Genomic DNA, 25,565 nt, shown 5'->3' with positions numbered 1-25,565 from the left:
TCGAGCGTTTCTACAATCCGAGACGACGCCACTCAAAATTGGGCTATCTCAGCCCTATGGCGTTCGAGGACCGCGCTGTGCAAACCTAACTCTGTGTCCACGGAACCAGCAGCAGGCCATAGCCGAGCTTTGCCGGCGCGAGGGGATTGCGACGAGCCTGTACTACAATTGGTCCAAAGAGTTTCTCGAGGCCGGCAAGAAGCGGCTTGCTGGTGACACGGCGCGCCAGGCGAGTAGCCCGGAAGTGAAGGTCCTGCGGGCTGAGGCCAGCGCGCTGAAGGAGGCCTTGGCAGAGGCCACCCTTGAGAACCGGCTGCTCAAAAAAAGTATGATCGGGGATGGGGGAGACCACGAATGAGGTACCCTGCATCCGAAAAGCTCGAGATTATCCGGCTCGTCGAGAGATCACATCTGCCCGCGGCGCGCACGCTGGAGATGTTCGGTATTCCGAAGACAACCTTCTATCGTTGGTACGACCGATACCGATCCCTTGGCGAGGCCGGTCTCGAGGATCGCCGACCCCATCCGGGTCGGGTCTGGAACCGCATCCCTGATGCTGTCCGGCAGGATGTGGTCGGCTTGGCGCTGGAGGAGCCCGAACTCTCTCCAAGGGAGCTTGCGGTGCGCTTCACAGATACGAAGAAGTACTTCGTCTCAGAGGCTTCGGTGTATCGCATCCTCAAGGCGCACGACCTGATCCCGAGCCCTGCCTTCATCGTGGTCAAGGCTGCGGACGAGTTCCGCGATAAGACGAGCCGGCCAAACCAGCTCTGGCAGACCGACTTCACGTACCTGAAGGTGATCGGTTGGGGTTGGTACTATCTGAGCACCATCCTGGATGACTTCAGCCGATATGTAATCGCCTGGAAGCTCTGCACGACCATGCGGGCCGAAGATGTCACTGACACGCTCCAGCTCGCGCTGGAGGCGTCCGGTTGCGACCAGCCGTCCGTGCTACACCGACCACGACTTCTCAGCGACAACGGCTCGTCCTACATCGCAGGCGATCTCGCAACCTGGCTGGAAGACAAGCAGATGGAGCATGTGCGCGGGGCCCCCAACCATCCGCAGACGCAGGGCAAGATCGAACGCTGGCACCAGACCCTGAAGAACCGCATCCTGCTGGAGAACCACTACCTCCCCGGCGCACTCGAGGCCGCGATCGAGACCTTCGTCGACCACTACAACCATCAACGGCTCCATGAGAGCCTCGGAAACGTCACCCCGGCCGACGTCTACTTCGGTCGTGCCAAAGCCATCGTAGCCGAACGAAGGAGGATCAAGGCCGACACCATCCGCCAGCGCCGCTTGCTCAACCAAACCCAGGCGGCATAACCTCAAACTGAACGAGCCAGACCCTCCTGACCGGCAGAGCATTCCCGGTCCCAAATTATTTGATGACGGACATCGAAAGGTAAGTCTGGACTCGAACCCGTCGTCCGCCGCGTGGTGCCGGAACGGCGGCACCATCGGCTCGCCGCGAACCTTCGCCGCGCCCAGCCTGAGCGGCGGCACTGCGGACAACCCTGCAGGTAGCTCAAAGACGAGAAGCGATCTGGCGAGCATGGTCCGGCTCAATTTCCCAAGAGCATGCGACCTCCCAGGCAAGGCGAGCTGACTGCTCTTTTTCATTGCTCGCCCCTAGCACTGCCATGTCAAAAAGAACGAGATCACGACGACATTCGTCCCAGTCAATGAGGGCAATTTTGCCATCTGAACATCTAATCAGATTGCCTGGATTGATGTCGCCATGAATGACCGCTTCGGTCTGCTCAGAAACTGCGGACCATAGACCTCGGCAGCGTGCGACCACTTTCGCGGGCATGGTTAGCAGATCCACGTCGCCGCCGTGATCCAGTTCGATAAAATCCTGCGACGATAGAAAACCTGGACGCTGAGGGATGCCTTTGGTCGCAGCATGAAATGCGACGATCTGTGGGCGTATCGAGAGCAGTTCATCGGCTGAGAGAAGATTGCCATCCACATAAGGCTCACAGGTCCAGCCACTCTCAACCAACTTACCGTCTTGGCTGGCGATGAGCTTGGGGACCACGAACCCGACGCCTTCCGCGACCTTCTGGACCGCAGAAAGCCATTTCAGGGCAGCTTCTGACCGGCGCGTCGACTTGAACACGAGCTGCCGCCCCGACCCGGTGCAAGCTGTCACGAAGGCGAGGTTGCGGTGTCCGCCCGCTAAGGGGCGAAGGCCGGCGTCAATGCCCCAGCTTTCGATTGGTGGTCGCACAGCCAGTTATCCCAAAGTCGAAATCGAAGAATGCGGCAGAGATCGACCTTCCACAAGGACTGGTTTGGGCTCGAAGCAGTCATGCGGCGGCGCGGCGGCCCCATCACGACGGCCGCGCTACCGACCTTGATCAGGATCACCGTCGCCGCAGCGCAGCTTCCCCATACCGGACCTTCACACCACTGCGCAGCAAGGTCCAGGATCCCGAAGTCCCGAGTGCGGACTTTTTGGACCTTTGCCTTCGAGAACCGGACTGCCACTTTTCGCTTCAAGGGTCTGGCCGAAACCTTGGGTGCTCTTCCGGCCAGACCTGAGCGAAATCACATCCCGAAGACGACGTGGCCCTCTTCATTGATCGGCCAGGCTGGATTCCACGCGATCTCCCAGATGTGACCATCGGGGTCTGCTACATATCCTCGGACGCCACCTTGGGGCGGAGCGTCGGCCTCGCGGAGAAGGGTCGCGCCGGCGGCCACGAGCGTCTTCATGACTGCCCGCACCTCTCCTTCCTCAGGCACGTTGTGGGCGAGGGACATCGCGCCCGCGGGAGGCAACTCCTAAGCTTTGGTGTCCTCTTCGAGCGCGCCCTTCAGCCATGTGCCGAAGACGAAGCCGTTCATCTGGTAGAAGGCAATCTCGTCGTTCTCGAACACCGGGGTCCAGCCGAAGCCATCCCGGTAGAACCTCGTCGATCGCTCGAGATCGGATACACCGAGGGTCAACACTGCAATCTGTTGCTGCATGTCCATGTCCTTTCATTTCGCCTGCGCGACATGCGCTGACGCTTGGACCATGGGACGCGACAATCGGAGCGCCGATGCGCGAAAGGACCCGTTTTGCGGGGGCCGGGCCAACCGCACCGACCTAACCTGTTTCTGGTGAGCACAAACTACACGCCGTCGTGCGCTGGATGCAACCAGTGCGGACAGCCAGGCTGCTGTGTCGCACTGGACAAGAAGGGGCTCGAAGCGGCCATGCGGCGTCGCGGCGCGGCCCAGCCCTCGGTACTTCCCAGCGCGATGTCACTTCCCGGCCCAGACCCGCCGTTCAGTCCCTAGCCGATCGCCGCGCTGCAGCTTCACCAGACCGGCCATTCGTCCATTGCGCAGCATTTTTGGAGGATGAAGGTCGGCAGGGCGGACGAAGTGAGATCTCGCGACAGTTGCGCAAACGTCTAGTTTCGGTCAAATCAAGCAGGGATAGTTTTTAAGCCCGGGAAGCATCTATGAAGACCGTGAGACTGGAGCACGAATATTCCTCACCTGCAAAAGAGGTCTGGGCACTGGTAACAGACCTTGATGCTCTCGCGGAGATCACGGATGGTATTGTCACCTTCGAAGGTTTGCCGAGCGGCCGAGTATATCAGGGCCAGCAGATTACCGTGCGTGTGTCGCTGTTCGGAATCTTGCCGCCTCAGCCATATTTCATGGAAGTCTTGGAATGCGACAACGACGCGCTGGTATTGCGATCTTTTGAAAAGGGTGCCGGAGTGAAGTCGTGGCGCCACACTCTGACCGTGGAACCGCAGCAGTCGGGATCCCGGCTGCGCGAAGTCATTGAAATTGATGCGGGATGGATGTCATGGGCCTTTGCGCTATGGGCGCGCTTTCTTTATCGCAAGCGGCATGAGCCGCGCGTTCAAATGCTGGCAGCCGTGCAGGCGAAATGACCTAAGATTAAGGTGTCCGATCCAAAATCGCCGTGAGGTCGACTAAGATGGCAGCTGCTCTTCGCACAATGTTCGAAGAATTGCAAAAGGGGCTCGGAGCAGTCATGCGGCGCTGCAGCGCGCCGCGTGCCCAGCCTGGCGGGCCGCATGGCGCTCTCGGCCCTTTGCAGACATTCGCCAGGTTGGCCCCCGCCGCGGCGCAGCTTTCCCGAACCGGCCGTTCGGGCCTTGGCGCAGCATTTCGAACAATCCGACATCAGCAGTGCGGTCCTTGCCGCCGTTCGCTGCAGGAGCCCAATGCCTGAACTCAACTCAGCGAGACACCCTGTTAGTCGGACCCGGAATGGCCAATGCGGCTTGAGGTTCTACCAAAATTCGGCTTTAAGCGCAGTCATACCGCAAGGACCCGGTGAAAACCCGGGTGGCTCTTCCGGCCGCCGATCCGCCGGATAACTCCAAGCAAGACCCTGAACATTCGAACGGACTGACCTGTGAAAGGCGGTCCGCACCAGGGCTTTGGACTGTCTACATGATCTCTCTTTCTGACTACCGCCAGCAATGGTTCGGTAACATTCGCGGCGATGTGCTCGCGGGCATCGTCGTCGCGCTGGCGCTGATCCCCGAAGCCATCGCCTTTTCCATCATCGCAGGCGTCGACCCCAAGGTGGGGCTCTACGCCTCCTTCTCCATCGCCGTGCTGATCGCCTTTGTAGGCGGACGGCCGGGGATGATCTCGGCGGCGACGGCCGCGACAGCCGTGCTCATGGTCACGCTGGTGCGCGACCACGGGCTGGAATACCTGCTGGCCGCGACCGTCCTTGCCGGGTTGCTACAGATCGGCGCCGGGCTGCTCAAGCTGGGGCGCTTCATGCGCTATGTGTCGAAATCCGTGATGACCGGCTTCGTGAACGCCTTGGCGATCCTGATCTTCCTCGCACAGCTGCCCGAGCTCAACCTCGCCAATGAGGGGGTCACATGGCTGACCTGGGCGCTTGTGGCCGCAGGGCTCGCCATCATCTACCTTTTCCCGCGCCTGACCACGGCGGTGCCGTCACCGCTGGTCACCATCGTCGTGCTGACGCTTGTGGTCATCGCCATGGGCTGGGACGTGCGGACCGTGGGCGATATGGGCGCGCTGCCCGACACGTTGCCGGTCTTCCTGGTCCCCGACATCCCGCTGACCTTCGAGACACTCGTCATCATCTCCCCCTATGCGGCGGCCGTGGCCGTCGTGGGGCTGCTGGAAAGCCTGATGACGCAGAACATCGTGGACGAGCTGACCGACACACGGTCCGATCGCCACCAGGAGTGCATCGGCCAGGGCATCGCCAATACCGCAACCGGTTTTATCGGGGGCATGGCGGGTTGCGCGATGATCGGCCAGTCGATTATCAACGTGAAATCCGGCGGACGTGGCCGCTTGTCGGCCTTCACCGCTGGCGCGGTGCTGCTGATCCTAGTGGTCGGGATCGGAGACCTCGTTGCCCGCATCCCGATGCCCGCACTCGTCGCCATCATGATCATGGTGTCGATCGGCACCTTCTCCTGGTCGTCGATCAGGGACCTGACGGTTCACCCCCGCCCGTCCTCGATCGTCATGCTTGCCACCGTGGGAACCGTGGTCTGGACCCACAATCTCGCTATCGGTGTCCTGGTGGGCGTGCTGCTGTCGGGCCTCTTCTTTGCCGGCAAGATCGCGAAGATGTTCCGCATCTCGACCGCCCTTTCGGAGGATGGCCGGGTCCGGACCTACGTGATCGAGGGCCAGCTGTTCTACGGCTCGACCGAGGATTTCGCCGGAGCCTTTAACTTCGGCAAAGTGCCGGACCGTGTCGTGATCGACGTGAGCCGGGCGCACATCTGGGACATCAGTTCGGTGCAGGCGCTCGACAGGGCGATCCTGAAGTTCCGCCGTGCGGGCGCGGAGGTCGAGGTCTTGGGGATGAACAAGGCCTCCGAGACATTGGTCGACAAGCTGGGCATCCACGACAAACCCGGCGCCATGGACAGGCTAATGGGGCACTGAAGAAGGCCTCCGTGGTTAGGAGGCTCATTCTTACGGACAGGTCGAACCACTCCGAAAGCATCTGCCATCAAATCGCCCAAATTGGGGAAAGCTCGGCGTGAGTGTCGTGGCTGGTCATGTCATCGGACGGCGCTATCGGCCCGTCTCCATCGATCTTTCGCGGACCCTGAAGCTTGGGCCCCATTTTACCCTGTGTGCGGTGCCATCGGCTTCAAAACTGAGTGGGCAAGGGCGGCGCGGCTGAGACGGAACGGCGTGAAAAGGCTCGGACGGCAGCGCGGTAGGCGCTGCAACCTCCCTGGCCGGTGTTGTGACGCGCTCGGCCCTTTGCGGACCTTCACTGTCCTAGTGGACGCCGCGCCGCGGCTTCACCAAAGCGGACGTTCGGGCCTCGGCGCGGCATTTTGAACGGTCTGAGGCCTGCAATCGGACAAAGCCGTCGCTTCCGGGACGCCGCATTTACCGCATGCGAAGTGCGCCTTGGAGCGGTCTGCTACTCTTGGCGCACTTCGCGAAGATCCATCAGCCGTTGATCGCCGCGAAGGCAGCCGCATGGCGACCTTCGGCTTCAGCGTTTCTCTGGAAATTCACGCGGCTCACCAGGACCTCGTCAGGAATGTCGTCACGACACAGGATGCTCACGACCTCATCCGTGAAGTCCTGAAGCGGCATTGCGGCGGCCACTTGCGATTGGCCCGGCGTCAGGTCCGTTGCGACAAGCGGCGGTGCAATCTCGTGGACATCCACGGATGTATCGCGCAGCTGGTGGCGCAGCGACTGGGTCCAGGAATGGATGGCGGCCTTGGTCGCAGAGTAGACCGGATTTGCGGCCTTTGGAACAAAGGCGAGCCCCGACGACACCGTGATCAAAGCCGCCCGTGGGCGGCTCTGCATATGAGGCAGCAGCGCTGCAGCCAAGCGGATCGGTGCGATCAGGTTTGTGGCGATGGTGCGGTTCGCCACGTCCAGATCGACCGGATCCGTCGTGTAATCTTCACTCTCCATGATCCCGGCGTTGAGGATGACGGTGTCGAGGTCGGAATGCTTGGCAATGATTTCCGGTGCAAAAGCCGCGAGCGCCGCGTCGTCCGTGACGTCGAGAGCGTAGCCGGTCATTGCAGGGTTCTCGTACAACATCGCTTGCAAGCTGCTCTGTTTTCGACCGGTGATGATAATGCGATTGCCCTTCGCCTGAAGGGCCCGGGCAAGGGCCTGACCAATGCCGGAATTACCGCCGGTGATCAGGATCGTTCGATTTGCAAGTGCCATTGCGTGCTGTCCTTCTTACAAGATAGCCCCTAGGTGTCTCCATTGATGCCTATAAGAAAGTAGGCACCCTAAAGATTTATACTTACCAAAAAGAGAGTATGGAGCCGATGACAGAGACCTCGCTGCGGCAAGACCTGCAGAATCTTCCCCGAACCGATGCCGCGCTGGACCGTCTTGTCGAAGAGATCATCGGCCGGGTCGCGGACAAATGGACGATGTTGCTGATCGAGATCCTGACTGAGCAGGAGTGCTGCCGGTTCGGCGAACTGTCCCGCGCCTGCACGGGCATCAGCCAAAAGATGTTGACGCAAACCTTGCGCGCGATGGAGCGGGACGGCCTGGTGACCCGCACGGTCTATCCAGTCGTGCCGCCCAAGGTAGAATACCGGCTGACGGATCTTGGCCTCGGCCTCAGCAAGGCATTCTGCGGCGTCTGGATCTGGGCGGAGGCGAATTTCGAGAAGATCGAAAAGGCCCGAAGTGACTACGCCGCAAAGGCCACGGTCCAAGATCCGTCCTGATAGGGCTCGAAGCATATTGGCGGCGCCGCAGCAAGCCCCTCACTCTAGCGCGACAGGGCGGTCGGCGCTGACGGCCCTCTCCGGACATTTGCCTGGCCGCGCCGCGCTGCGGCGCAGCCCCCCATACCGGACATCGGTGGCATGGTGCAGCATGGACTGATAGACCAAGGTCTGCAGTGCGGGACGAAACGGACCTTTATCCAGCTCACCCGGCCCCTCTCATCTACAACTGGAAAAGGCCCAAGGCGCTCACCACATCCCGCTTTGTTGCCTCGGTGCGCTCGCGCGCCCGTTCCGTGCCCTCTCTGATGACCTCAAGAACGTATCCCCGGTCCTCGGTGAGCTTTGCTCTGCGCCTGCGGATTGGGGCGATAAGCTCTTGAAGGATCGCTTCCAGACGCGCCTTGATCTTGCCATCACCAAGCCCGCCGCGCTGATACTGCGCCTTTAGTTCGGCAAGCCCCTCTTGATCGGGATCGAAGGCGTCGAGATACGTGAAGACGACGTTACACTCGACGCAGCCCGGGTCTTCGACACGCAGATGGTTCGGATCGGTGAACATCGCCCTGACGGCATTTCGGACCTCGTCGGGCGACGCGGACAGGGCAATGGCGTTACCACCGGATTTAGACATCTTGGCCTTGCCGTTTATACCGGGCAACCGGCCCGTTTTGGGTATGATCGCCCGCGCCTCTGGCAGCACGGCGCGGCCTGCGGTCGCGTTTATGCGCCGCACGATCTCGTTCGTCTGCTCGATCAGCGGAGCCTGATCCTCACCGACCGGCACGACCGTCGCCCTGAAGGCCGTGATGTCTGCCGCCTGCGCCGCCGGATAACAGAGAAATCCGGCGGGAATGTCGCGCCCGAAACCACGCGCGCGGATTTCATCCTTGATCGTCGGGTTCCGTTCCAACCGCGCAACCGTGACGAAATTTAGATAGAGCATCGCCAGCTCGGCCAGCGCCGGCAGATGCGATTGAAGGCAAATCGTGGTGCGACTGGGGTCAATCCCCACGGCGAGATAGTCCAGCGCGACCTCCATCACACTTCGCTGCACCTTGTCCGGATCATGGGCATTGTCGGTCAGGGCCTGGGTATCCGCCAGCAGCAGAAACTGTTCATGGCTGTCTTGATAGCGCAGCCGGTTTGCGAGCGAGCCTGCATAATGCCCGATGTGAAGCGCCCCGGTTGTGCGGTCGCCTGTCAGAATGATCGGTCGGTTCATTTTTGTCTTCCCATGAAACGAGAGGCGCCGCATCGGGAAGCTCGGAAAACAAAAGGCCGCCCATGCGGCGGCCTCGGAATGCGTTTGGTCACCCGGCCACCTTGTCAGGAGGCCAGCCACCAAGTCATTGCGATGATGATAATGTTTTCCATGGAATACTAGCTATCGCCGGGAAGATCGGGCGTCAATCAAATGGTAGTAAGGGCTCGGTGCCGACCTTCGCGGCACCTTGGGCCAGCGACTGCGGTGCGGACATTGCTGCCAATCACTCACAACCTTCCAGCCAAACGTCGCCATGATCCAGTGGCGCGCATTGCATACGCTTAATTCGCTCCGCCCGAGCCAGCAGCTTCTCGTCGTTCTGCAGCAGATCGAAGGACGCAGGCGCGATCAGCACAGCGACCAGTCGCAGAAACTCTGTCTCCATTACATCGGACGGCGGAACGCCAAATGCCATGACGCCGGCCGCGAAGAACCCGGTCATCCAGCCGTTGGGGCCGCGCCCAATTTCAACGATATCGGCTGAAAGCTGATGTTCGCCGTGAGCGCGAAGATAGCCGGATGAAAGTCACCCAGGCAGCGGTGGACTGTCACGCTGTTCCCGGCACCCCATGGACGGGCACCGGGAACAGCGACAGGGTTTCGCAACCCGGCCTCAGAGCCGCCCTTCCGCGACAAGGGCGCGGGTGCGTTGGAGCGTCGACAGCAGCGCGGCCTTGTAGCCGGTGTCGCTATCGAACTGCGCCTGTTCAGCCTGCTCTTCGGGGCCGTTCGGGGCGGCGTCGCGCAGGCCGAGGTAGCAGTAGAAGCGCAGGTGTAGTGCGCCGGTCTCGTCCTCGAATATCTCGTTGACGATGGCACCTTCGCGGGGGCCGGTGGCCTGGAAGAAGGTGACCTTGCCGCCGGGCTCCAGCACGATGATCTCGCGCAGGTCCTTGCCGCCGATGGTGGCATCGCGGACGAAGTGGGTCGGCGTCTCCTCGGTCACTTCGCAGCGGGTGCAGAGGCCTGCGGGCAGGAATTCACGGGCATCCCGGGCCTTCAGCTCCAGCCCCGCCCAGACCTGGTCACGGGTCAGAGGGGCGTCGTCTGCGGGGTTCACGGGCACGGTGGCGGTCGAATAGATCATGGCGGTGGTCCTTTGGTGTGGTTGGGGGCATTGCGCCCCCACTGTGAGGGGATAAGAGGGATCAGCCCGCGATCTGGGCGGCGTAGTCGCGGTAGCTGCGAAGGGGCCGGCCCAGCAGGTCTTCGAGCCGATCGACATCGCCTGCCTCGGGCACCATGCCGTTCGAGACGAAGCGTTCGGCCATCAGAGCCATGTCGAGCGCCATCCAGGACGGCATGAACTGCCGGAGGTTCTGTTCGAACCCGGCGAAGTCCTCGCCTGGATAGGCGATCTCGCGGCCCAGCACGTCGGACCAGATCGCGGCGGCGCTCTCGCCGGTCAGAGTGTCGGGACCGACCAGGTTGATCCGGACCGTCGGCAGCGGCGCGGCGGCCTCCTCGCGACGGATCAACTCGATCGCGGCGATCTCGCCGATGTCGCGGGCATCGATCATCGCGATGCCCTTGGTGCCAAGCGGCATCGGGTAGATGCCGTAGCCCGCGATTGCGTCCTTGATCGTGATCTCGTTGTCCATGAAATAGGCCGGGCGCAGGATGGTGGCGTTCAACCCCATCGCTTCGATCATCCGCTCGACCCCGAACTTGCCGGCGAAATGCGGCACGTTCACGTAGAGATCGGCATGGATCACCGAGAGGTAGACGATCCGCTCGACCCCCGCCTCGCGGGCGACCTGCAGGGTCACGAGGGCTTGGGTGAATTCATCGGCCACGACGCCGTTCAGCAGGAAAAGGGTCGAGACGCCGGAGAAGGCGGCACGTAGCGCATCGACATCGAGAAGGTCGCCCTGGGCGATCTCGACGCTTTCGGGGAAGGTCGCCTTCGCCGGGTCACGGACGAGCGCGCGAACATTCGCGCCGCGCTGGACGAGCTGGTCGACGACATTGCGGCCGACATTTCCGGTGGCGCCTGTTACGAGGATGGTCATGGGAAGCTCCTGTCTGGGGGGTGTTTCATCGTTTCGACACTTGGGAATGTATCGATCCACAATGATGCGAACAGACGCGCAATCTGGACACGCCGTCCCGCTGGTGGGACGCTCGGGTACACGATGTCATTGATTCCGGGGGATCTGATCGATGGACCTACTCGCCCTTGCCGATTTCACCCTTGTCGCCCGGCACGAAGGCTTCGGCCGCGCCGCGCGGGCCTCCGCCCGGCCCAAGACCACGTTGTCACGCCGGGTGGCAGAGCTTGAAGCCGCGCTGGACCTGCGCCTGTTCGAGCGTGGCGGGCGATCGCTGAAGCTGACCGAGGAGGGGCGCGCCCTCTATTCCCGCACCAGCCGATTGCTTCTGGAGATGGAGGAGGCGACGGCAGCGGTCGCCTCGGGTGGCGAAAAGCCACGCGGGCGGCTGCGGATCAGCGCGCCGCTCCTGTTCTCGCAGACCGCCATGGGCAAGATCGCCGCCGACTTCGCGCTGGCCTACCCCGAGGTGCGGCTCGAGGTGACAACCGAAGATCGCGCTGTGGATATGTTCGAAGAGGGGATCGACCTGGTGATCCGCGTGAACCCCTCGCCCGACGAAAGCCTCGTCGGGCGCGCCTTCCTTCATGATCACCTTGTCGTCGTGGCACCGCCCGATCTGCCAAAGGGGACCTGGGACACGCCCGTGCCAGCGGTCGTGAGGTCGGCCGCGGACAGGTCCGGCTGGAAGCTGAAGACGCCCGAAGGCCCGGTTAAGCTGGAGATCGAACCGGTGCTCGGTCTGTCATCGCTGATCATGGTGCGCGACGCGGTGCGGGCAGGCGTCGGTGCTGCGCGGTTGCCGATCTCGCTGGTCAGCCACGACATCGCGGCTGGCAGGCTGGTCTCGTGGGGCGACATCGATGCGCCCAACATCGCGCTCTGGGCACTTTACCCGTCCCGCAGGTTGCTCAGCGCCCGGGTATCGGCCTTCCTCGACACGCTGAAGCACGCGTTCCCCCGAGGTACGCCGGAGGAACTGGCTTCCTATGTCGGCCGATAAGGCACCTTGCACCGCGCGTCGCTCCGGCCTCGGTAGCCGCAGGTGCAACCGATAGGGCCTGTCGGCTTTGGGGCCTATGCTGCGGCCGCGAAGCCTCCCACAACCAACACGGGCAGTTTGGGCTCGAAGCGGTCATGCGGCGACGCAGCGGGGCGTGCGGCAGGCAGGCAGCAGTGGCCGTCGCTCACGGCCCAAAGCCGACATTGGCCAAGACCACCGTTGCCGCAGCGCAGCTCCCCTATTCCAGACCTTCATGACACTCCGCAGCATCGCTTAGGGCCCCAAGGTCAGCTCCGCGGACAGATCTGACCTTCCCAATGCACTGTCGCTCGTGCAAACTTTGGCAATGGAAAAATGCTATCAAGGCGCATGCCACTGCGGTCGTGTGAGGTTTGAAGTAGTTGCCGACATCGATCACGTGCGGGTCTGTGATTGTTCGGTTTGCAGAAAGCGAGGTGCCTTGATCTTCAGGGTGCCTGAGAAAAGTGTCCGCATCCTCACACCACTGAGTGAGTTAACCGTCTATGAATGGGGAACTTTTACCGGCAAAGACTACTTTTGTCCGACATGCGGCATCCTTCCTTTCCGTCGTCCAAGCGCACCGACGTCTTCCGAGCAAGCTCGCGGGGTGACACCGTTCCATGGCTGGGCTGTAAACGTTCGCTGCCTTGATGACTTTGACATTCATGCGATGCCTACGATCAGGATCGAGGGAAGCAAGCTATAGTCTCATTCTCGTAGCATCGGTCAATGAGGGCTCGTTCCCGACCTTCGCTGCGGATAGCCCGAGCAGCAGCATCGCGGACAAAGCTAACCTTCGTTTTGCGGCTGCTTTCAATACGGGAAAACAACAATTCTCAGCTCTTCTTCCGCAATGGCTCAGGTTGTGCGCCGTCAGGAAGAAGTTCTTGAAGCCGATCATATACGATGTCTGGGCTAAAAGGCTTACTAATGAATATCGCGCCTTCAGGCAGATTGCCGGGCTTCGGCGCAGCTTGGCCCGAGGCAACGAGGATCTTGATGCTCGGCCAGCCCTTGGCGCAAAGCCGCGCGAGTTCAATACCATTGCGCTTGCTGGGAGGCATCTGAACGTCCGTGAAGAGAAGCTGTATGCTCTCACCGGCTCGTTCCAGAATAGAGAGAGCCTCTTCGACATTGGCCGCTTCATGAACACGGTAGCCAGCATCTTGGAGAATGAGAGCGCTGTCCATGCGGATGAACGCATCATCGTCCGCGACGAGCGCATAAGGTTTGAAATCTTCTGACATCGTCGCTTCTCCTGCTGGCCGAGAGCAACGCCCAGCATGAGGAGTTTGATCCGCCGATTAACTAAAAAGCCCATAGAGCGAGCATTGCCCGCTTTCTACGGGCTGCCGCGCTATGTGACGCTCAGCGCCAAGCTGGAAGCTTCGTCATCCGTCTGCCAGCGGATTTTCCAACCCTATCGCCCCAGTGCCGGCGACGACCGTGGTACTCAGCCCTGGCCTGTTGTCCTTCTCTGAGATGGTGGCCTCAATACGTTGGACCATGGCCTTCATGATCGCAGTGCCAAAGCCTCCACCTCGCGTGTCACCATCTTTCCCTCTGCCGCGGTCATCGACGGTCAGCTTGAACCCGTCACCCGCAGGGCGCAGCGTGATTGTCACCGGCCCAGGCGACCCTGCGTAGGCATACTTTTGAACATTGGTCACAAGCTCATTGATGATCAGGCCAACTCCGACGGCAGTTCCCGACGCAACATCCACCGGGAAGAGATCGAGTGAGACAACATCGCTCCAGTTATCGTCGCCCGTCTGCATCATGTCCTCAACCAGCTCCTGAAGATAGCGCGCAAGATCGACACGCTGCGCGCTATCCGGTTGATGAAGCCGACGGTGAACGAGGCCGATTGCGTTAATCCTGCGCTGAGCCTCTGAGATGATTTCAGCCGCGGGGCGGTCATCCGAGGACCGCAGCTGCATCCTCAGAAAAGCACCGACAAGGGCCAGCGAATTTTGAATCCGGTGATTGGCTTCGAGAAGCACGTCATCCTTCTGCTGAAGCAGGATCTGGTTGTCCCGTAGCGCCAGTGTCAGGTCGCTGTTCAAGGCGCGTGTCCGCAGATGTTGGTGCGCTTCTCCGACCGACTTGGATATCCGCGTTGCAGTCTCGATCTGCCCCCTCGTCCACGGATGAGAGCGGCCCCGGACAGTTTCGGTCCAAGCATCGAACGACCCTCTGGGGGTAAGCGCCGAGCTGGGACCAGTCGCGTCTGACTTATGCGGGTTGCCCGCCCATTCGACACGCTGAAGCTGTTCCGCCCTTAGCCAAATGAAGTGCATCGGCTTATCGATGTCGATGCGGGCATAGACGATGCCGCTGGCTATATTTCGGTGTTCTTCGAACTCCGGCAGCAGTTCAGGCAGGCGATCTGTATGAGCCGTGGTCAGTGGGGATGACTCGCTTGCCCAAGAGATCAGCCGAGCGATCTTTTGGACGGGGGGAGTATGACCATCCGTGAAGATGTCCTTGTCGCCATGAACGACGATCAAGCCGTCTGCATTGAGCGCCTTTCGCAGCATGCTGCCGGACCTTGAAAGCAGCGAGGCAAGGTCTTGAGAGGACCCAAGGTCTCGCAGAATGCTTTCTTGTGCGTTTCGTTGTGCTAGACGCTCTCGGTAGAATTGGGTATCTTCCATGGCGGACACTTGCCGTGAAAAACTCCCGGCAAGATTGCGAGCTGCCAAGCGGGTTCCGAGCGGGATGGCCTTGGCTTCCATGTCGTGGCAGGCCACCAGACCCCACAGCTTACCGTCCTTCACTATAGAGACCGACGCGGATGCTCTCACCTTCATGTTCGCGAGATATGCTAGGTGAACCGGCGAGACGCTTCGCAATGCACAGTCCGAAAGATCCACTTCTGCCAGTGCCGGAGCATCACCCCGGATTGCAGCAGGCGAATAAAGCGCGTCTGGAATGACGCGAACTCGGTTCCTGACGTAAAGCTCTCTGGCTTGGCGAGGAATGTCAGACGCAGGAAAGCGATGGTTCAGGAAAGAGTGCAACTCAGAGTCCCTGGCCTCAGCGATGACCGTTCCGGTTCCGTCTTCAAGGAACTGATAGATCATAACGCGACCGTAACCTGTCAGGCGGCGAAACTCTCGCGCCGCTCTATCAGAGAGCGCAGTAAGCTCTTGTTCTCCTTCGAAAACGGTTTCGGCGCGCTCCAGCTCTGCCAAAACTGTATGAGCTGGCACGATCTCCTGATCCTGTGGTTCGAGCTCAACGAGAAGCCAGTTCCCCGAGCGGTGCATCGAGGCCAGAAAAATATCATGACGCCCCTCAACCGGTCCAAGCACGACAGGTGTGCTAGAGCCGGTGGCGGCGATCTCGGTCATCGGCGGCACCGGTCTGGAAAGCAGCCCCGAGAGGTCACTCCCGAGCCAGCTATCCGACAGCCGCCCCTCTAGGTCGCCCGCACCACCGCAGACCCGTCCTGACTGACTATCGGCGATTAGCAAAAGGCCATGCGGCTGGATTGAACCAGGAATATGGATCGGTTCCTGATCACAGCTAGAGGTCTGGATTTTGCTAAGTTGCTGGTTTCGCAGTGGCTTCACCTTCCGGCGTTTCAGGGAGCGAGGATCGCCCCCCATACACAAGCGACTTGTTGGGTACGCGCCGCATAAGATTTACTTTTCGGGTTCGCGCCACGCAAGATCTAGACGTCGCGTCCCTAGAATAAGGCGTCAAATCAGCTCATTTTTGGCTTTTCTAGCTACATGCGGCCACGCCCTCGACCGGGAGAATTGGTCTCCCGGCAGAAATTGTGTCGCCGTTTCTGGGCGCGACGAGGGAGAAGTCCGAGCGGGCTTCAGCCTCGCCGGGCCAAGCAGCCGCCTGACTACCAGTCGTCTGGACGAGATGGCCCAGATCATGCGTGAGCTTGCGTCGGATGCGGGTGGCGGCAGTCAATAATAAGGATACTAATTGTCGTAGGAGGGCTCGTTCCCGACCTTCGCTGCGGATAGCCCAAGCGGCAGCACCGCGGACCTTGCTGCCGTTCGCCTCATGTGCTCGATTTACGCTGCGCCACCGAAGTCACGAGGGCGGAAGGCCGAAGAGCGGAACTTCGCCGCGGGTAGGTGCGCTTCTTGGCTGGCTGCGCAAGCTGACCTTCAACCAGGCATGCCGACCGAAACTACGTCGTCGGATAAGAGGCGCGTCCACCATCCGGAGTTTTCGCAGACCACCTTTCAGCGTTATCGGACACAAGGACATTCGCTCACATCTTTGCATGACAGGGTCTGGCTCTGTCCTATGATGCAACCGACCGCGCACAAGTCAACCCTTGGCACGTAGCGCCTCCAGAACAACGCGGAACGCGGATGAGGGTTGGCGCCGGTTCGGGTAATAGAGATGGAACGGGTCGAAGAACGGGCAGTAATCGTCCAGCACCTGCACCAAGCGTCCGGCCTTCAGATGCGGTTCGGCAAGGTCCACCGACATGTAGGCGCAACCGAAGCCGGCGAGGGCCGCGTCGAGCACAAGAAAGATGTTGTTGAACGCCAGCTGCCCGTCGACCTTCACCCGCAGATCATGCCCGTCCTCGCAGAATTCCCAAGGGAAATTGCGTTTCGCCGATTGCAGATGGAAATTGACGCAGGGCAGCTCCGCCAACTCGCGCGGATGTTGCGGTCTTGCATGCGTGTCAAAGACCTGCGGCGCAGCGACGACGATGTAGCGCAGCGGCTCACCGATCCGGGCAGAGATCATGTCCTTCGCCAGATGTTCGCCCCGCCGAACGCCGGCATCGAAGCCTTCGGCCACGATGTCGTTGAAGCCGTTGTCGAGCGTGATCTCGACCTTGATGTCGGGGTTCGCGCGCAGCAGCGGTTGCAGCTTCGGCCAGAGCACTTGGGCGATGCCCAGCTCGGAGGAGACGAGGCGGACCGTGCCGGCGGGGTTTTCGCGCAGGGCACCAAGCTCATCAAGCTGCGCATCGATCTGACCGATGTGATGGCTGATCCCGTCCAGCAGGCGCTGCCCGGCCTCGGTCGTCGAGACAGCGCGGGTGGTGCGGGTCAGCAGGCGCAGGCCGAGCCGCTCTTCAAGCTGGCGGATCGTATGGCTCAGCGCGGATTGCGACACGCCCAGACGGGCGGCGGCGCGGGTGAAGTTGCTTTCCTGCGCCACGGCCATGAAGGCCCGAAGGTCGTTGAGGTTTTCGCGGGGCACGGGATGCCTCTTGTGATTTGTCGATGGATCGAATGCGATTACATCCAGTTTTCGATCAATGGGCAAGAAAGGCCGGCTAGCGATGGCAAGAATTCTCGTGACGGGGTCAACCACTGGCGTGGGACGAAACGCCGCCAATCGCCTGCTGGAGGAGGGGCACGAGGTGATCCTTCACGCGCGGAACGCCGAGCGCGCGGAAGATTTCGGCGGCCTCGCCGCTCAGGCGCGGGTGCTGACAGGGGATCTTGGGGATCGCGCCGAGGTGCGCCGCATGGCAGGGGACCTGAATGCCATTGGCCGGGTGGATGCGATCATCCACAACGCCGGCACCATCGATGATCAGCGTAACGAGACGTCGGATGGCCTGTTGCGGGTGCTGATGGTCAACGCGCTGGCGCCCTACATGCTCAGCCTGCTGGCGGACCGGCCCGCGCGTCTGATCTTTACCGGCAGTTCGATGCACCGGGGACATGGCAAGGTACTTGAGGATATGGACTGGACGCGCCGTCCGTGGTCATCAAGCAGCGCCTATGGGGAAAGCAAGCTGCTGGTCACCGCCCTGTCTGCCGCCTTTGCGCGCAGGCTGGACGGGGTCATCTGCCATACCGTCGATCCCGGTTGGGTGCCGACGCGCATGGGCGGCGCATCCGCCAGCGATCCGCTGGATCAGGCGCATGTGACCCAGTGCTGGCTGGCCACCGGTGCCGACGAAGCGGGCGGCTATTGGCACCACATGCGCAGGCAGCGCCCCGATCCGAAGATCGAGGACCACGATTTTCAGGACGCTGTGCTTACGCGGTTCGCGGAGATGACCGGCGTGGCCGCGCCGTGATCAGATCATCTCGATCCGGACGGGATAGGTGCCCTTGTGGAGCAGGGGCGCCACGTCGCCCTCGATATGGCCCAGCCGGATCAGGTCATCGCGGAAGGTGTAGTCGCCGTGGAACAGCGCGAGGTTGCCCCATCCCAGGAAGTAGCACAGATCGCCCGGCGTTTCGTCATCGAAGGCTTCGAACCCGCCTTCGTCAAGGCGGCGGGGCAGATGCACGATCATCTCGTTGTTGGAGAAATCCTTGATCTCCAGCTCGACGGGCAACATCGACATCAGATCGCGCACCGTCGGATTGTCGACCAGCTGATAGACTACCTGCTGATTGTCGAAGCTGACCCGCATCCGCATCGGTTGCGCGCGGGCCACGGCGGGCATCATCAGCGCGGCGGCCCCACCGGCCAGAACGGCGCGACGGTTGGATTTGATCGTCATGGCTCAGCTCTCCGTGTTCGGTTTCAGAAGGTGACGGCCCGTCCCGGTGATCGCAAGCGCGACAAGGGCCAGCAGGACGCTCCCTCCAAAAGCGGCTTCGATCGAGATCAGGTCCAGAAGGAAGCCCCCGATCACACCGCCCAGCAGGATCGAGGCCTGGATCACGGCGACCATCAGCCCGCCGGCCGCCTCGGGCAGGTCATCGACATTGCGGGACATCCAGCTCATCCAGATTACCGACATGGCGGTGTTCATCGCCCCCCAGATCGCCAGCAGCAGGCCCGCCGCGATCACTGATCCACCGGCGATGAGCAAGGCCGCCGTGCAGCCGCCCATGACCAGCGCAGGCAGGCAGAGCATCCGCTCGACCCGTCCGCCGACCATGCGCCCCGACAGGGATGAGCCGACAAACCCTGCGGCCCCGAGCACCAGCAGCAGCACCGACAGCAGGTCGACGCCCACGCCAGTGACCTGCTCAAGGAAGGGGCGCAGGTAGGTGAACATGGTGAAGGCCGAGCCCCAGGTGAAGGTGATCGCTACAAGCCCGCGCCGGAAGTAACGTCGGCGGAGCAGCGTGCCGAAGGTGGACAGGCTCTGCCGCGTTTCGACCGGCAGGGAGGGCAGGGCGATCAGGTGCCAGACAAGGTTCAGCGCGACCACCGGGGTCAGCGCCCAGAACACACCGCGCCAGCCGACGATGTCGCCAAGGTAGCTGCCCAGCGGCGCGGCAAAGGCCGCCGCGATGGCCTGACCGCCATACATCAGCCCAAGCGCGCGGGGCACGTCGCGCTCCGGCACCAACCGCATGAGGATCGACGTCGCCAAAGACCAGAAGCCGCCGACGCAGATCCCAAGAAGTGCCCGCCCCGCCATCAACACGGCGAAGGACGGCGCCATCGCCACCACGACCAGCGAAAGCAGCATCAGCCCGGTCAGCACCACCAGCACCGTCTTGCGGTTGATCCGACCCGCGATGGTGGTGATCGCAAGGCTGGTGGCCACCGCGAACAAGCCGCTGATCGAGATCGCCTGACCTGTCTGTCCTGTCGTCGCGCCAAGCCCCTCGGCCATTGGCGTCAGCAGGCTGACCGGCATGAACTCCGACGCGATCAGCATCGCCACGCAAAGCGACATTGACAGGACCGCGCCCCAAGCGCCGCTCGGTGAACTGTCGGTCTGCTCCAAAGTGGTATCCGTCAAGGTCTGCTCCGTCTGTCTGTGGTTCACCTTATCTATCCGGTGGGCAAACGCGCGATTATGCGTGAATCTTGCATGCAGTGATGTGCAATATGGGTCAGTGGGTCGCCTCGGTCCCGGTCTCATTCATGAGAAGCCCTCATTACGGCATGCGGATTAATGGTCTTAATTGCGCAGTCCCGACGCCCCACCTCTGGTGTAGAGACATCAATCACAGGGAACACGCATGACCGAGACACCGCAGACCTCCGCCGAAATCGCCGCCCCCAACGAAGGCCGCCGCAACCTGCTGAAGATGGCTGGCGTCAGCGCCGCAGCCGTCGCCGCCGCCTCCTTCGGCAACCCGCTGCGCGCGCAAAGCAGCGACTGGGACAAGACCTTCGCGAAAAGCGACGCGGTCGAACATTCCAAGGTCGAGTTCACCAACCGCTACGGCATCACGCTGGTCGGTGATCTCTACATGCCCGCCGAGCGCCCCGAAGGCGCACTGCCCGCGCTGGCCGTCGCCGGTCCCTTTGGCGCGGTCAAGGAACAGGCCGCCGGTCTTTACGCCCAGATTATGGCCGAACGTGGGTTCGTCACTGTCGCCTTCGACCCGTCCTATGTCGGCGAGAGCGGGGGGCAGCCGCGCTCGGTCGCATCCCCGGACATCAACACCGAAGACTTCATGGCCGCGATCGACTTCCTCGGCCTACATGACGCGGTCGACCGCGAACGGCTCGGCATCATCGGCATCTGCGGCTTCGGTGGCATGGCGCTGAACGCGGTGGCCGCGGACAAGCGCGTGAAAGCCGTCGCGACCACCTCGATGTATGACATGTCGCGCGTGATGGCGAAGGGCTACTATGACAGCCTCACCGACGAACAGCGCGCCGAGGGCCTCGCGGCGATGAGCCGTCAACGCTGGGAAGATGCGGCATCGGACAGCCCCGCGCTCGCGGGCGGCCTGCCGGACAGCCTCGACGGCATCGATGACCCGGTGATCCAGATGTATCACGCCTATTACAAGGACCCCGAGCGCGGCTATCATCCCCGGTCGGTGAACTCGAACGACGGCTGGACCGTGACCAACCCGCTGTCCTTCATGAACATGCCGCTACTGACCTATGTCGACGAGATCAGCCCGCGCCCGATGCTGGTGATCGCAGGCTCCGAGGCGCATTCGCGATACTTCTCCGAAGACGCGGTGGCCGCTGCTGCCGAGCCGAAGGAGCTGATGATCATCGACGGTGCGGATCACGTCGACCTCTACGACCAGGTCGACATCATCCCCTTCGACAAGCTCGAGGCGTTCTTCAATCAGAACCTCGCCTGAACGGGCGCGACACATGAAGGGGTGCGGCCTGACGGGCCGCACACTCTTTCATCCCGCTGTCCCAGAAGTCGAAGCGCCTACCGAACTGTCCGCGCTTTGCATCGACCGACCGAGTGAAACCACGTCGCACCAAGAATGCCCGAACCGGCGCGGCGCTTCAATCCGCTTGGAGCCGGCTGACACTGCGGTTCTCAGGTTCGCTCGGCCGCACCATATCTCCGCGGTCGCCAAGGAGCGCAGTGGCCCATTGGCCACATCGACGCCCGCGCCGCCATCATGGGTGTGATTTGCGCTCTTCTCCGCGAACCGGACCTCCACGCTTCGAAAATGCCGCGCGGTGGAAGAATGGTCGCTCCGGTGAAAGCTGCGCCACAGCGTTCGCGGGGGCTATAGATGGCCGGTATGGGCTGGGAGCGGCGAGCGCGCCCATGCTGCAATTGCGAACTCGACCAAAGTCGACGCGGTCAATTTGGGCTCGAGGCGGTGATGCGGCGGCGCAGAACAAACCTCGATCTTGCTCCGCTCCGAGTGTCGGCTTCCACCTTTTGTCGGTGATCGGATCGTCGCCGCAGCGAATGTCGGCTCCCCGCCGTTCGTGTCGGCGCCTGACGTAAAGTTGCGCCTTGCAGGAATGTCGCTTGGGCTGCCCCCCTCCAGCTGCTGCCATCAGCCCAAGCGACTACTTTGGTCTTGGCCGACCTAAGGCGCGCTCGCATCCCCCACTCAATGCGACAGCGGGCTGCTTGCCATGGCCTCGGCCCTCGACAGCATCCTAGACACGTGGCGCAGATTGATCTCATGCGCATCAGCAATCTGGTCGATCACCTCGCAGATCGCGCCTAGGGCAGCATCAGACAGCCCCCGTCGCGCGCCCTCGCGCTCCGCGAAGGAGATGAGGTCTCTCTTGCCGGGGCCGGCGAGGCGCAGGATGTCCAGGCGGCTCAGAAATGGGGCCGGAAGGGTCGTCAGACTATTCGAGGTCAGGACCCAGCTGATCCACGACATGTCGAAGCCGACCTGGTAATAGGGGCACTTCCAGGCCACAGCAGACGACCGTTCCAGCAGCGGCAGCAGCCCCTCGGCCAAGCCGTAGGCCTGCCCCTTCGTCGAGGTCGGCGTCCCGGCCTTCTCGATCTCATCGATCACCACGATCGGATTTGCGCAGAGGCTCTGCACGATGGTCTGTAGGGGCCGTCCAGGGAAGGCCGAGCCCCAGCCGCGTTGCGAGCCGTTGACGACGAAGGAGGCCTGCTCTGCGGTCCCTTCGATCCCGCAGCGCGGCACTCCAAGATGGCGGCTCAATTCGCGTGACCACACGCTCTTGCCGATGCCCGGCGGGCCGTCAAGCAGTATAGGCGACAGACGGAATCCGGGCTCCCCCACCCGCACCGAGCGGCGCATCGCCTTCCAGAGGAAGTCAGTCGCGGCCGCCATCCAGGGCATCTCGGCATGAATGGCGGCGGCGATCTCATCGGCGCGGTGCTCGCTGGCGATGCCGACTAGGTCCGCCCCGCAGCGGAATACCTCGAGCGCGCGCCGGTCATCCGAGCTGAGATGGCTGAGCCCGGAAGCCTTGGCACGCGCGCCCATTACCCGGCGCGCACGGCGCAGCATCTTGTTGCGGTCCTTTTCCGAGAGCGGCACGGCGATGAGGTCCTCGTTCCAGCGCAACTCATCCTCAAAGTCTCCCGGAACCTTTGGGGACACCCCGTCATGAAGGGCACGGAGCTTGCGCAGATGCCACTCGAAGCGGCGCTTTAGGGCGAACTCGTTCTCGTCGGCATCGGCGAAGCGGGCATCGATGAACTTGATCTTCGTCATGGCGGTCCTTTCTGGCGCGTTGCGCCATGCCCTCAGGCAGAGCTTCTGCTGGAGGGGGATGTTGGAAAGAACCCGGCCGGATTTGCCCTGAGGGATGCCGAAAGCGCGGCTGGCCGTCAACGGCGCCCGCCAGAACTGAGCGCTCCGACGGCGCATTAGAGGCTGCAAATCCGCCAGATGCGCAAGCCATTGATATAAAAGAAACCACCGGCTGCTGCGCAGCCGATGGTCATTAATACTGTGCCGGAATGGTCAAATTACCCCGGAAATGGACAAGATATGTTGGGTCTCACACTTTAGATCCACCCCAGCTCACCCGCACTTCGAGTGGCCGCAGCTCGAGCAGGTCATGCAGCCCTCAACCATCATCATCGAGAACTGGCCGCAGGACGGGCAGGCCTTGCCGCGGGGGGCGTCGAGGCCGACGACCTTGGCCTGCGGGTCGGACTTGAGACCCATGCCCTCGCCCTCGAGGAAACCGGTGGCGATCAGGTGACGCTCGATCACCCCGCCGATGGCCGCGAGGATCGACGGGATGTACTTGCCCTGCACCCACGCGCCGCCGCGCGGATCGAACACCGCCTTGAGTTCCTCGACCACGAAAGACACGTCGCCGCCGCGCCGGAACACCGCCGAGATCATCCGCGTCAGTGCCACCGTCCAGGCATAATGCTCCATGTTCTTCGAGTTGATGAACACCTCGAAGGGCCGACGATGCCCGCCGACGATGATGTCGTTGATCGTCAGGTAGATGGCGTGCTCGCTGTCGGGCCACTTGAGCTTGTAGGTCTGGCCCTCGAGCGCCTGCGGGCGGTCCAGCGGCTCGGCCATGTAGATCACGTCGCCATGCGGCTGGTTGGGCTCCGCCGCCGGGGTCGCGACCGCCTCGGGGGCAGCCTTCTTCTCGTCAGACACCGACAGCACCGAGCCTGTCACGTCGTTCGGGCGGTAGGTGGTGCAGCCCTTGCAGCCTGTCTCGTAGGCCTGCATGTAGACGTCCTTGAACGCCTCGAACGAGATGTCCTCGGGGCAGTTGATGGTCTTCGAGATCGAGCTGTCGATCCACTTCTGCGCCGCCGCCTGCATCCGCACGTGATCCTGCGGATCGAGCGTCTGGGCGTTGACGAAATACGCCGGCAGCTCGGCATCGCCCTTGAGGTCGCGCCACATCTGCACCGCGTAGTCGACCACTTCTTCCTCGGTCCGGGTGCCGTCCTTCTGCAGCACCTTGCGCTTGTAGGCATAGGCAAAGACCGGCTCGATGCCCGACGAGACGTTGCCGGCATAGAGCGAGATCGTGCCGGTGGGCGCGATCGAGGTCAGCAGCGCGTTGCGGATGCCGTGGGTGCGGATCGCGTCGCGCACGTCCTCGTCCATGTTCATCATGTTGCCCGAGGCGAGGTACTTCTCGGCGTCGAAGAGCGGGAAGGCGCCCTTCTCCTTGGCCAGCTCGACCGAGGCGAGATAGGAGGCGCGGGCGATGCGGTGCAGCCACGCCTCGGTCTGGGCGGCGGCCTCTTCCGAGCCGTAGCGCAGCCCCTTCATCAGCAAGGCGTCTGCCAGGCCGGTCACGCCAAGGCCGATGCGGCGCTTGTTCTGCGCCTCCTCCTGCTGCGCGGGCAGCGGGAAACGCGAGGCGTCGACCACGTTGTCCATCATGCGCACGGCGGTGCCCACGAGCTTTTCCAGCGCCGCATCGTCGATCTCGGCCGCGTCGGTGAACGGATCGGTGACCAGCCGCGCGAGGTTGATCGAACCCAGCAGGCAGGCGCCGTAGGGCGGCAGCGGCTGCTCGCCGCAGGGGTTCGTCGCGGCGATCTGCTCGATATAGTTGAGGTTGTTGGCCTCGTTGATGCGGTCGATGAAGATCACGCCCGGCTCAGCGTAGTCATAGGTCGCCTTCATGATCCTGTTCCACAGGTCCCGCGCTTTGACCGTGCGATAGACCTTGCCGTCGAACACCAGATCCCAGGGCCCGTCGGCCTTCACCGCTTCCATGAACGGATCGGTGACGAGGACCGAGAGGTTGAACATGCGCAGCCGGGCACTGTCGGACTTGGCAGCGATGAACTGCTCCACGTCGGGATGATCGCAACGCATGGTCGCCATCATCGCCCCGCGGCGCGAGCCCGCCGACATGATGGTGCGGCACATGGCGTCCCACACGTCCATGAACGAGAGCGGGCCGGACGCGTCTGCGGCCACGCCATGCACGATCGCGCCCTTGGGCCGGATGGTCGAGAAATCGTAGCCGATCCCCCCGCCCTGCTGCATGGTCAGAGCGGCTTCCTTCAGCATGTCGAAGATGCCCGACATGCTGTCCGGCACGGTGCCCATGACGAAACAGTTGAACAGCGTCACCGAGCGCGCTGTCCCGGCGCCGGCGGTGATGCGGCCTGCGGGGAGGTATTTGAAATCCTCGAGCGCCTCGAAGAATGTCTCTTCCCAGCCCTCGGCGTCTTTTTCGACGGAGGCGAGCGCGCGCGCGATGCGGCGCCAGCTGTCCTCGACGCTTTGGTCGATGGGGGTGCCGTCCGCCTCCTTGAAGCGGTACTTCATGTCCCAGATCTGTTCGGCAATGGGGGCGGCGAAACGGCTCATGGCAGCGGAATCCTCTTTGGCAGAAGCGGGCTGATATCAGTCTCAAGGCTATCACGTCCAGAGGCCTCCGCGAAGTGTGATCCAGCGCCGCACCTACCA

20 protein-coding genes, 2 pseudogenes and 1 other annotated feature are annotated in these 25,565 nt (G+C 62.3%); of the genes and pseudogenes, 8 read left to right on the top strand and 14 right to left on the bottom strand.

Going from position 1 to position 25,565, the window contains the following annotated elements:
* Window positions 1-109 precede the first annotated feature (109 nt).
* A pseudogene (locus LCM15_RS19225) lies at window positions 110-1,335 on the top strand (IS3 family transposase); the annotation flags it as partial.
* A gap of 202 nt (window positions 1,336-1,537) precedes the next feature.
* Here the strand turns inward: LCM15_RS19225 and LCM15_RS19220 are convergent.
* Both LCM15_RS19220 and LCM15_RS22915 read right to left on the bottom strand, forming a co-directional pair.
* Entirely contained in the window at window positions 1,538-2,245 is a 708-nt protein-coding gene (locus tag LCM15_RS19220; RefSeq protein ID WP_224859274.1) for a phosphotransferase enzyme family protein, read from the bottom strand.
* A 320-nt stretch (window positions 2,246-2,565) separates the two neighbouring features.
* A pseudogene (locus tag LCM15_RS22915) lies at window positions 2,566-2,988 on the bottom strand (VOC family protein).
* A 482-nt stretch (window positions 2,989-3,470) separates the two neighbouring features.
* Between LCM15_RS22915 and LCM15_RS19205 the strand changes: the two are divergent.
* Both LCM15_RS19205 and LCM15_RS19200 read left to right on the top strand, forming a co-directional pair.
* Window positions 3,471-3,914, top strand: a complete 444-nt coding sequence (locus LCM15_RS19205; RefSeq protein WP_224859268.1) for an SRPBCC family protein — start codon at window positions 3,471-3,473, stop codon at window positions 3,912-3,914.
* 399 nt (window positions 3,915-4,313) lie between these two features.
* Window positions 4,314-4,369: a sequence feature (sul1 is cis-regulatory element that is thought to sense ions involved in sulfur or methionine metabolism; They are found in Alphaproteobacteria), on the top strand.
* Between the two features lie 74 nt (window positions 4,370-4,443).
* The gene (locus tag LCM15_RS19200; protein WP_224859266.1) at window positions 4,444-5,940 is read left to right on the top strand and encodes a SulP family inorganic anion transporter; all 1,497 of its coding nucleotides are present in this window, start codon (window positions 4,444-4,446) and stop codon (window positions 5,938-5,940) included.
* A 522-nt stretch (window positions 5,941-6,462) separates the two neighbouring features.
* Here the strand turns inward: LCM15_RS19200 and LCM15_RS19195 are convergent.
* Entirely contained in the window at window positions 6,463-7,209 is a 747-nt protein-coding gene (locus tag LCM15_RS19195; RefSeq protein ID WP_224859264.1) for an SDR family oxidoreductase, read from the bottom strand.
* A gap of 107 nt (window positions 7,210-7,316) precedes the next feature.
* On the opposite strand from LCM15_RS19195, the gene LCM15_RS19190 reads away from it, so the two are divergent.
* Window positions 7,317-7,730 (top strand): winged helix-turn-helix transcriptional regulator, encoded by a 414-nt coding sequence (locus LCM15_RS19190; RefSeq protein WP_224859262.1) that lies wholly within the window; start codon window positions 7,317-7,319, stop codon window positions 7,728-7,730.
* A 223-nt stretch (window positions 7,731-7,953) separates the two neighbouring features.
* On the opposite strand, the gene trpS is transcribed toward LCM15_RS19190, so the two are convergent.
* The 4 genes from trpS to LCM15_RS19170 form a co-directional block, all read right to left on the bottom strand.
* Window positions 7,954-8,955, bottom strand: coding sequence for a tryptophan--tRNA ligase (trpS, locus tag LCM15_RS19185; protein WP_224859260.1), 1,002 nt, complete (start codon window positions 8,953-8,955; stop codon window positions 7,954-7,956).
* Between the two features lie 265 nt (window positions 8,956-9,220).
* Complete coding sequence (locus tag LCM15_RS19180; protein ID WP_224859258.1) at window positions 9,221-9,439, bottom strand: hypothetical protein; 219 nt, start codon at window positions 9,437-9,439, stop codon at window positions 9,221-9,223.
* 171 nt (window positions 9,440-9,610) lie between these two features.
* On the bottom strand, window positions 9,611-10,084 hold the full coding sequence (locus tag LCM15_RS19175; protein ID WP_224859256.1) for an AtaL-like protein: 474 nt from the start codon (window positions 10,082-10,084) through the stop codon (window positions 9,611-9,613).
* Window positions 10,085-10,145: 61 nt separating this feature from the next.
* Complete coding sequence (locus LCM15_RS19170) at window positions 10,146-11,009, bottom strand: SDR family oxidoreductase (protein WP_224859254.1); 864 nt, start codon at window positions 11,007-11,009, stop codon at window positions 10,146-10,148.
* A 151-nt stretch (window positions 11,010-11,160) separates the two neighbouring features.
* Between LCM15_RS19170 and LCM15_RS19165 the strand changes: the two genes are divergently transcribed.
* Window positions 11,161-12,051: a LysR family transcriptional regulator gene (locus LCM15_RS19165; protein ID WP_224859252.1), complete on the top strand. Its 891-nt coding sequence runs from the start codon at window positions 11,161-11,163 to the stop codon at window positions 12,049-12,051.
* Between the two features lie 857 nt (window positions 12,052-12,908).
* Here LCM15_RS19165 and LCM15_RS19160 read toward each other — a convergent pair.
* Both LCM15_RS19160 and LCM15_RS19155 read right to left on the bottom strand, forming a co-directional pair.
* Complete coding sequence (locus tag LCM15_RS19160) at window positions 12,909-13,319, bottom strand: response regulator (RefSeq protein ID WP_224859250.1); 411 nt, start codon at window positions 13,317-13,319, stop codon at window positions 12,909-12,911.
* A 144-nt stretch (window positions 13,320-13,463) separates the two neighbouring features.
* Complete coding sequence (locus LCM15_RS19155) at window positions 13,464-15,686, bottom strand: histidine kinase dimerization/phosphoacceptor domain -containing protein (protein WP_224859248.1); 2,223 nt, start codon at window positions 15,684-15,686, stop codon at window positions 13,464-13,466.
* Between LCM15_RS19155 and LCM15_RS22910 the strand changes: the two genes are divergently transcribed.
* The gene (locus LCM15_RS22910; protein ID WP_412103305.1) at window positions 15,619-16,008 is read left to right on the top strand and encodes an IclR family transcriptional regulator C-terminal domain-containing protein; all 390 of its coding nucleotides are present in this window, start codon (window positions 15,619-15,621) and stop codon (window positions 16,006-16,008) included. The genes LCM15_RS19155 and LCM15_RS22910 overlap by 68 nt on opposite strands.
* Window positions 16,009-16,374: 366 nt before the next feature.
* Here the strand turns inward: LCM15_RS22910 and LCM15_RS19145 are convergent, their stop codons facing one another.
* Window positions 16,375-17,268, bottom strand: a complete 894-nt coding sequence (locus LCM15_RS19145; RefSeq protein WP_224859244.1) for a LysR family transcriptional regulator — start codon at window positions 17,266-17,268, stop codon at window positions 16,375-16,377.
* A 58-nt stretch (window positions 17,269-17,326) separates the two neighbouring features.
* Between LCM15_RS19145 and LCM15_RS19140 the strand changes: the two genes are divergently transcribed.
* Window positions 17,327-18,100, top strand: a complete 774-nt coding sequence (locus LCM15_RS19140) for an SDR family NAD(P)-dependent oxidoreductase (protein ID WP_224859243.1) — start codon at window positions 17,327-17,329, stop codon at window positions 18,098-18,100.
* On the opposite strand, the gene LCM15_RS19135 is transcribed toward LCM15_RS19140, so the two are convergent.
* Window positions 18,101-18,532, bottom strand: coding sequence for a cyclophilin-like fold protein (locus tag LCM15_RS19135; RefSeq protein ID WP_224859241.1), 432 nt, complete (start codon window positions 18,530-18,532; stop codon window positions 18,101-18,103). It abuts the gene before it with no gap.
* 3 nt (window positions 18,533-18,535) lie between these two features.
* Window positions 18,536-19,732, bottom strand: coding sequence for an MFS transporter (locus LCM15_RS19130; protein WP_224859239.1), 1,197 nt, complete (start codon window positions 19,730-19,732; stop codon window positions 18,536-18,538).
* 223 nt (window positions 19,733-19,955) lie between these two features.
* Here LCM15_RS19130 and LCM15_RS19125 point away from each other — a divergent pair, with 223 nt between their 5' ends.
* Complete coding sequence (locus LCM15_RS19125; protein WP_224859237.1) at window positions 19,956-21,044, top strand: alpha/beta hydrolase; 1,089 nt, start codon at window positions 19,956-19,958, stop codon at window positions 21,042-21,044.
* Window positions 21,045-21,767: 723 nt separating this feature from the next.
* Here the strand turns inward: LCM15_RS19125 and LCM15_RS19120 are convergent.
* Both LCM15_RS19120 and LCM15_RS19115 read right to left on the bottom strand, forming a co-directional pair.
* Window positions 21,768-22,865, bottom strand: coding sequence for an AAA family ATPase (locus tag LCM15_RS19120; protein ID WP_224859235.1), 1,098 nt, complete (start codon window positions 22,863-22,865; stop codon window positions 21,768-21,770).
* Between the two features lie 312 nt (window positions 22,866-23,177).
* Complete coding sequence (locus tag LCM15_RS19115; protein WP_224859233.1) at window positions 23,178-25,466, bottom strand: adenosylcobalamin-dependent ribonucleoside-diphosphate reductase; 2,289 nt, start codon at window positions 25,464-25,466, stop codon at window positions 23,178-23,180.
* Window positions 25,467-25,565 lie beyond the last annotated feature (99 nt).

The organism is Salipiger bermudensis (assembly GCF_020171625.1).
GTDB classification, from domain to species: domain Bacteria; phylum Pseudomonadota; class Alphaproteobacteria; order Rhodobacterales; family Rhodobacteraceae; genus Salipiger; species Salipiger bermudensis_B.
This window is presented reverse-complemented; position numbering and strand designations above follow the sequence as displayed.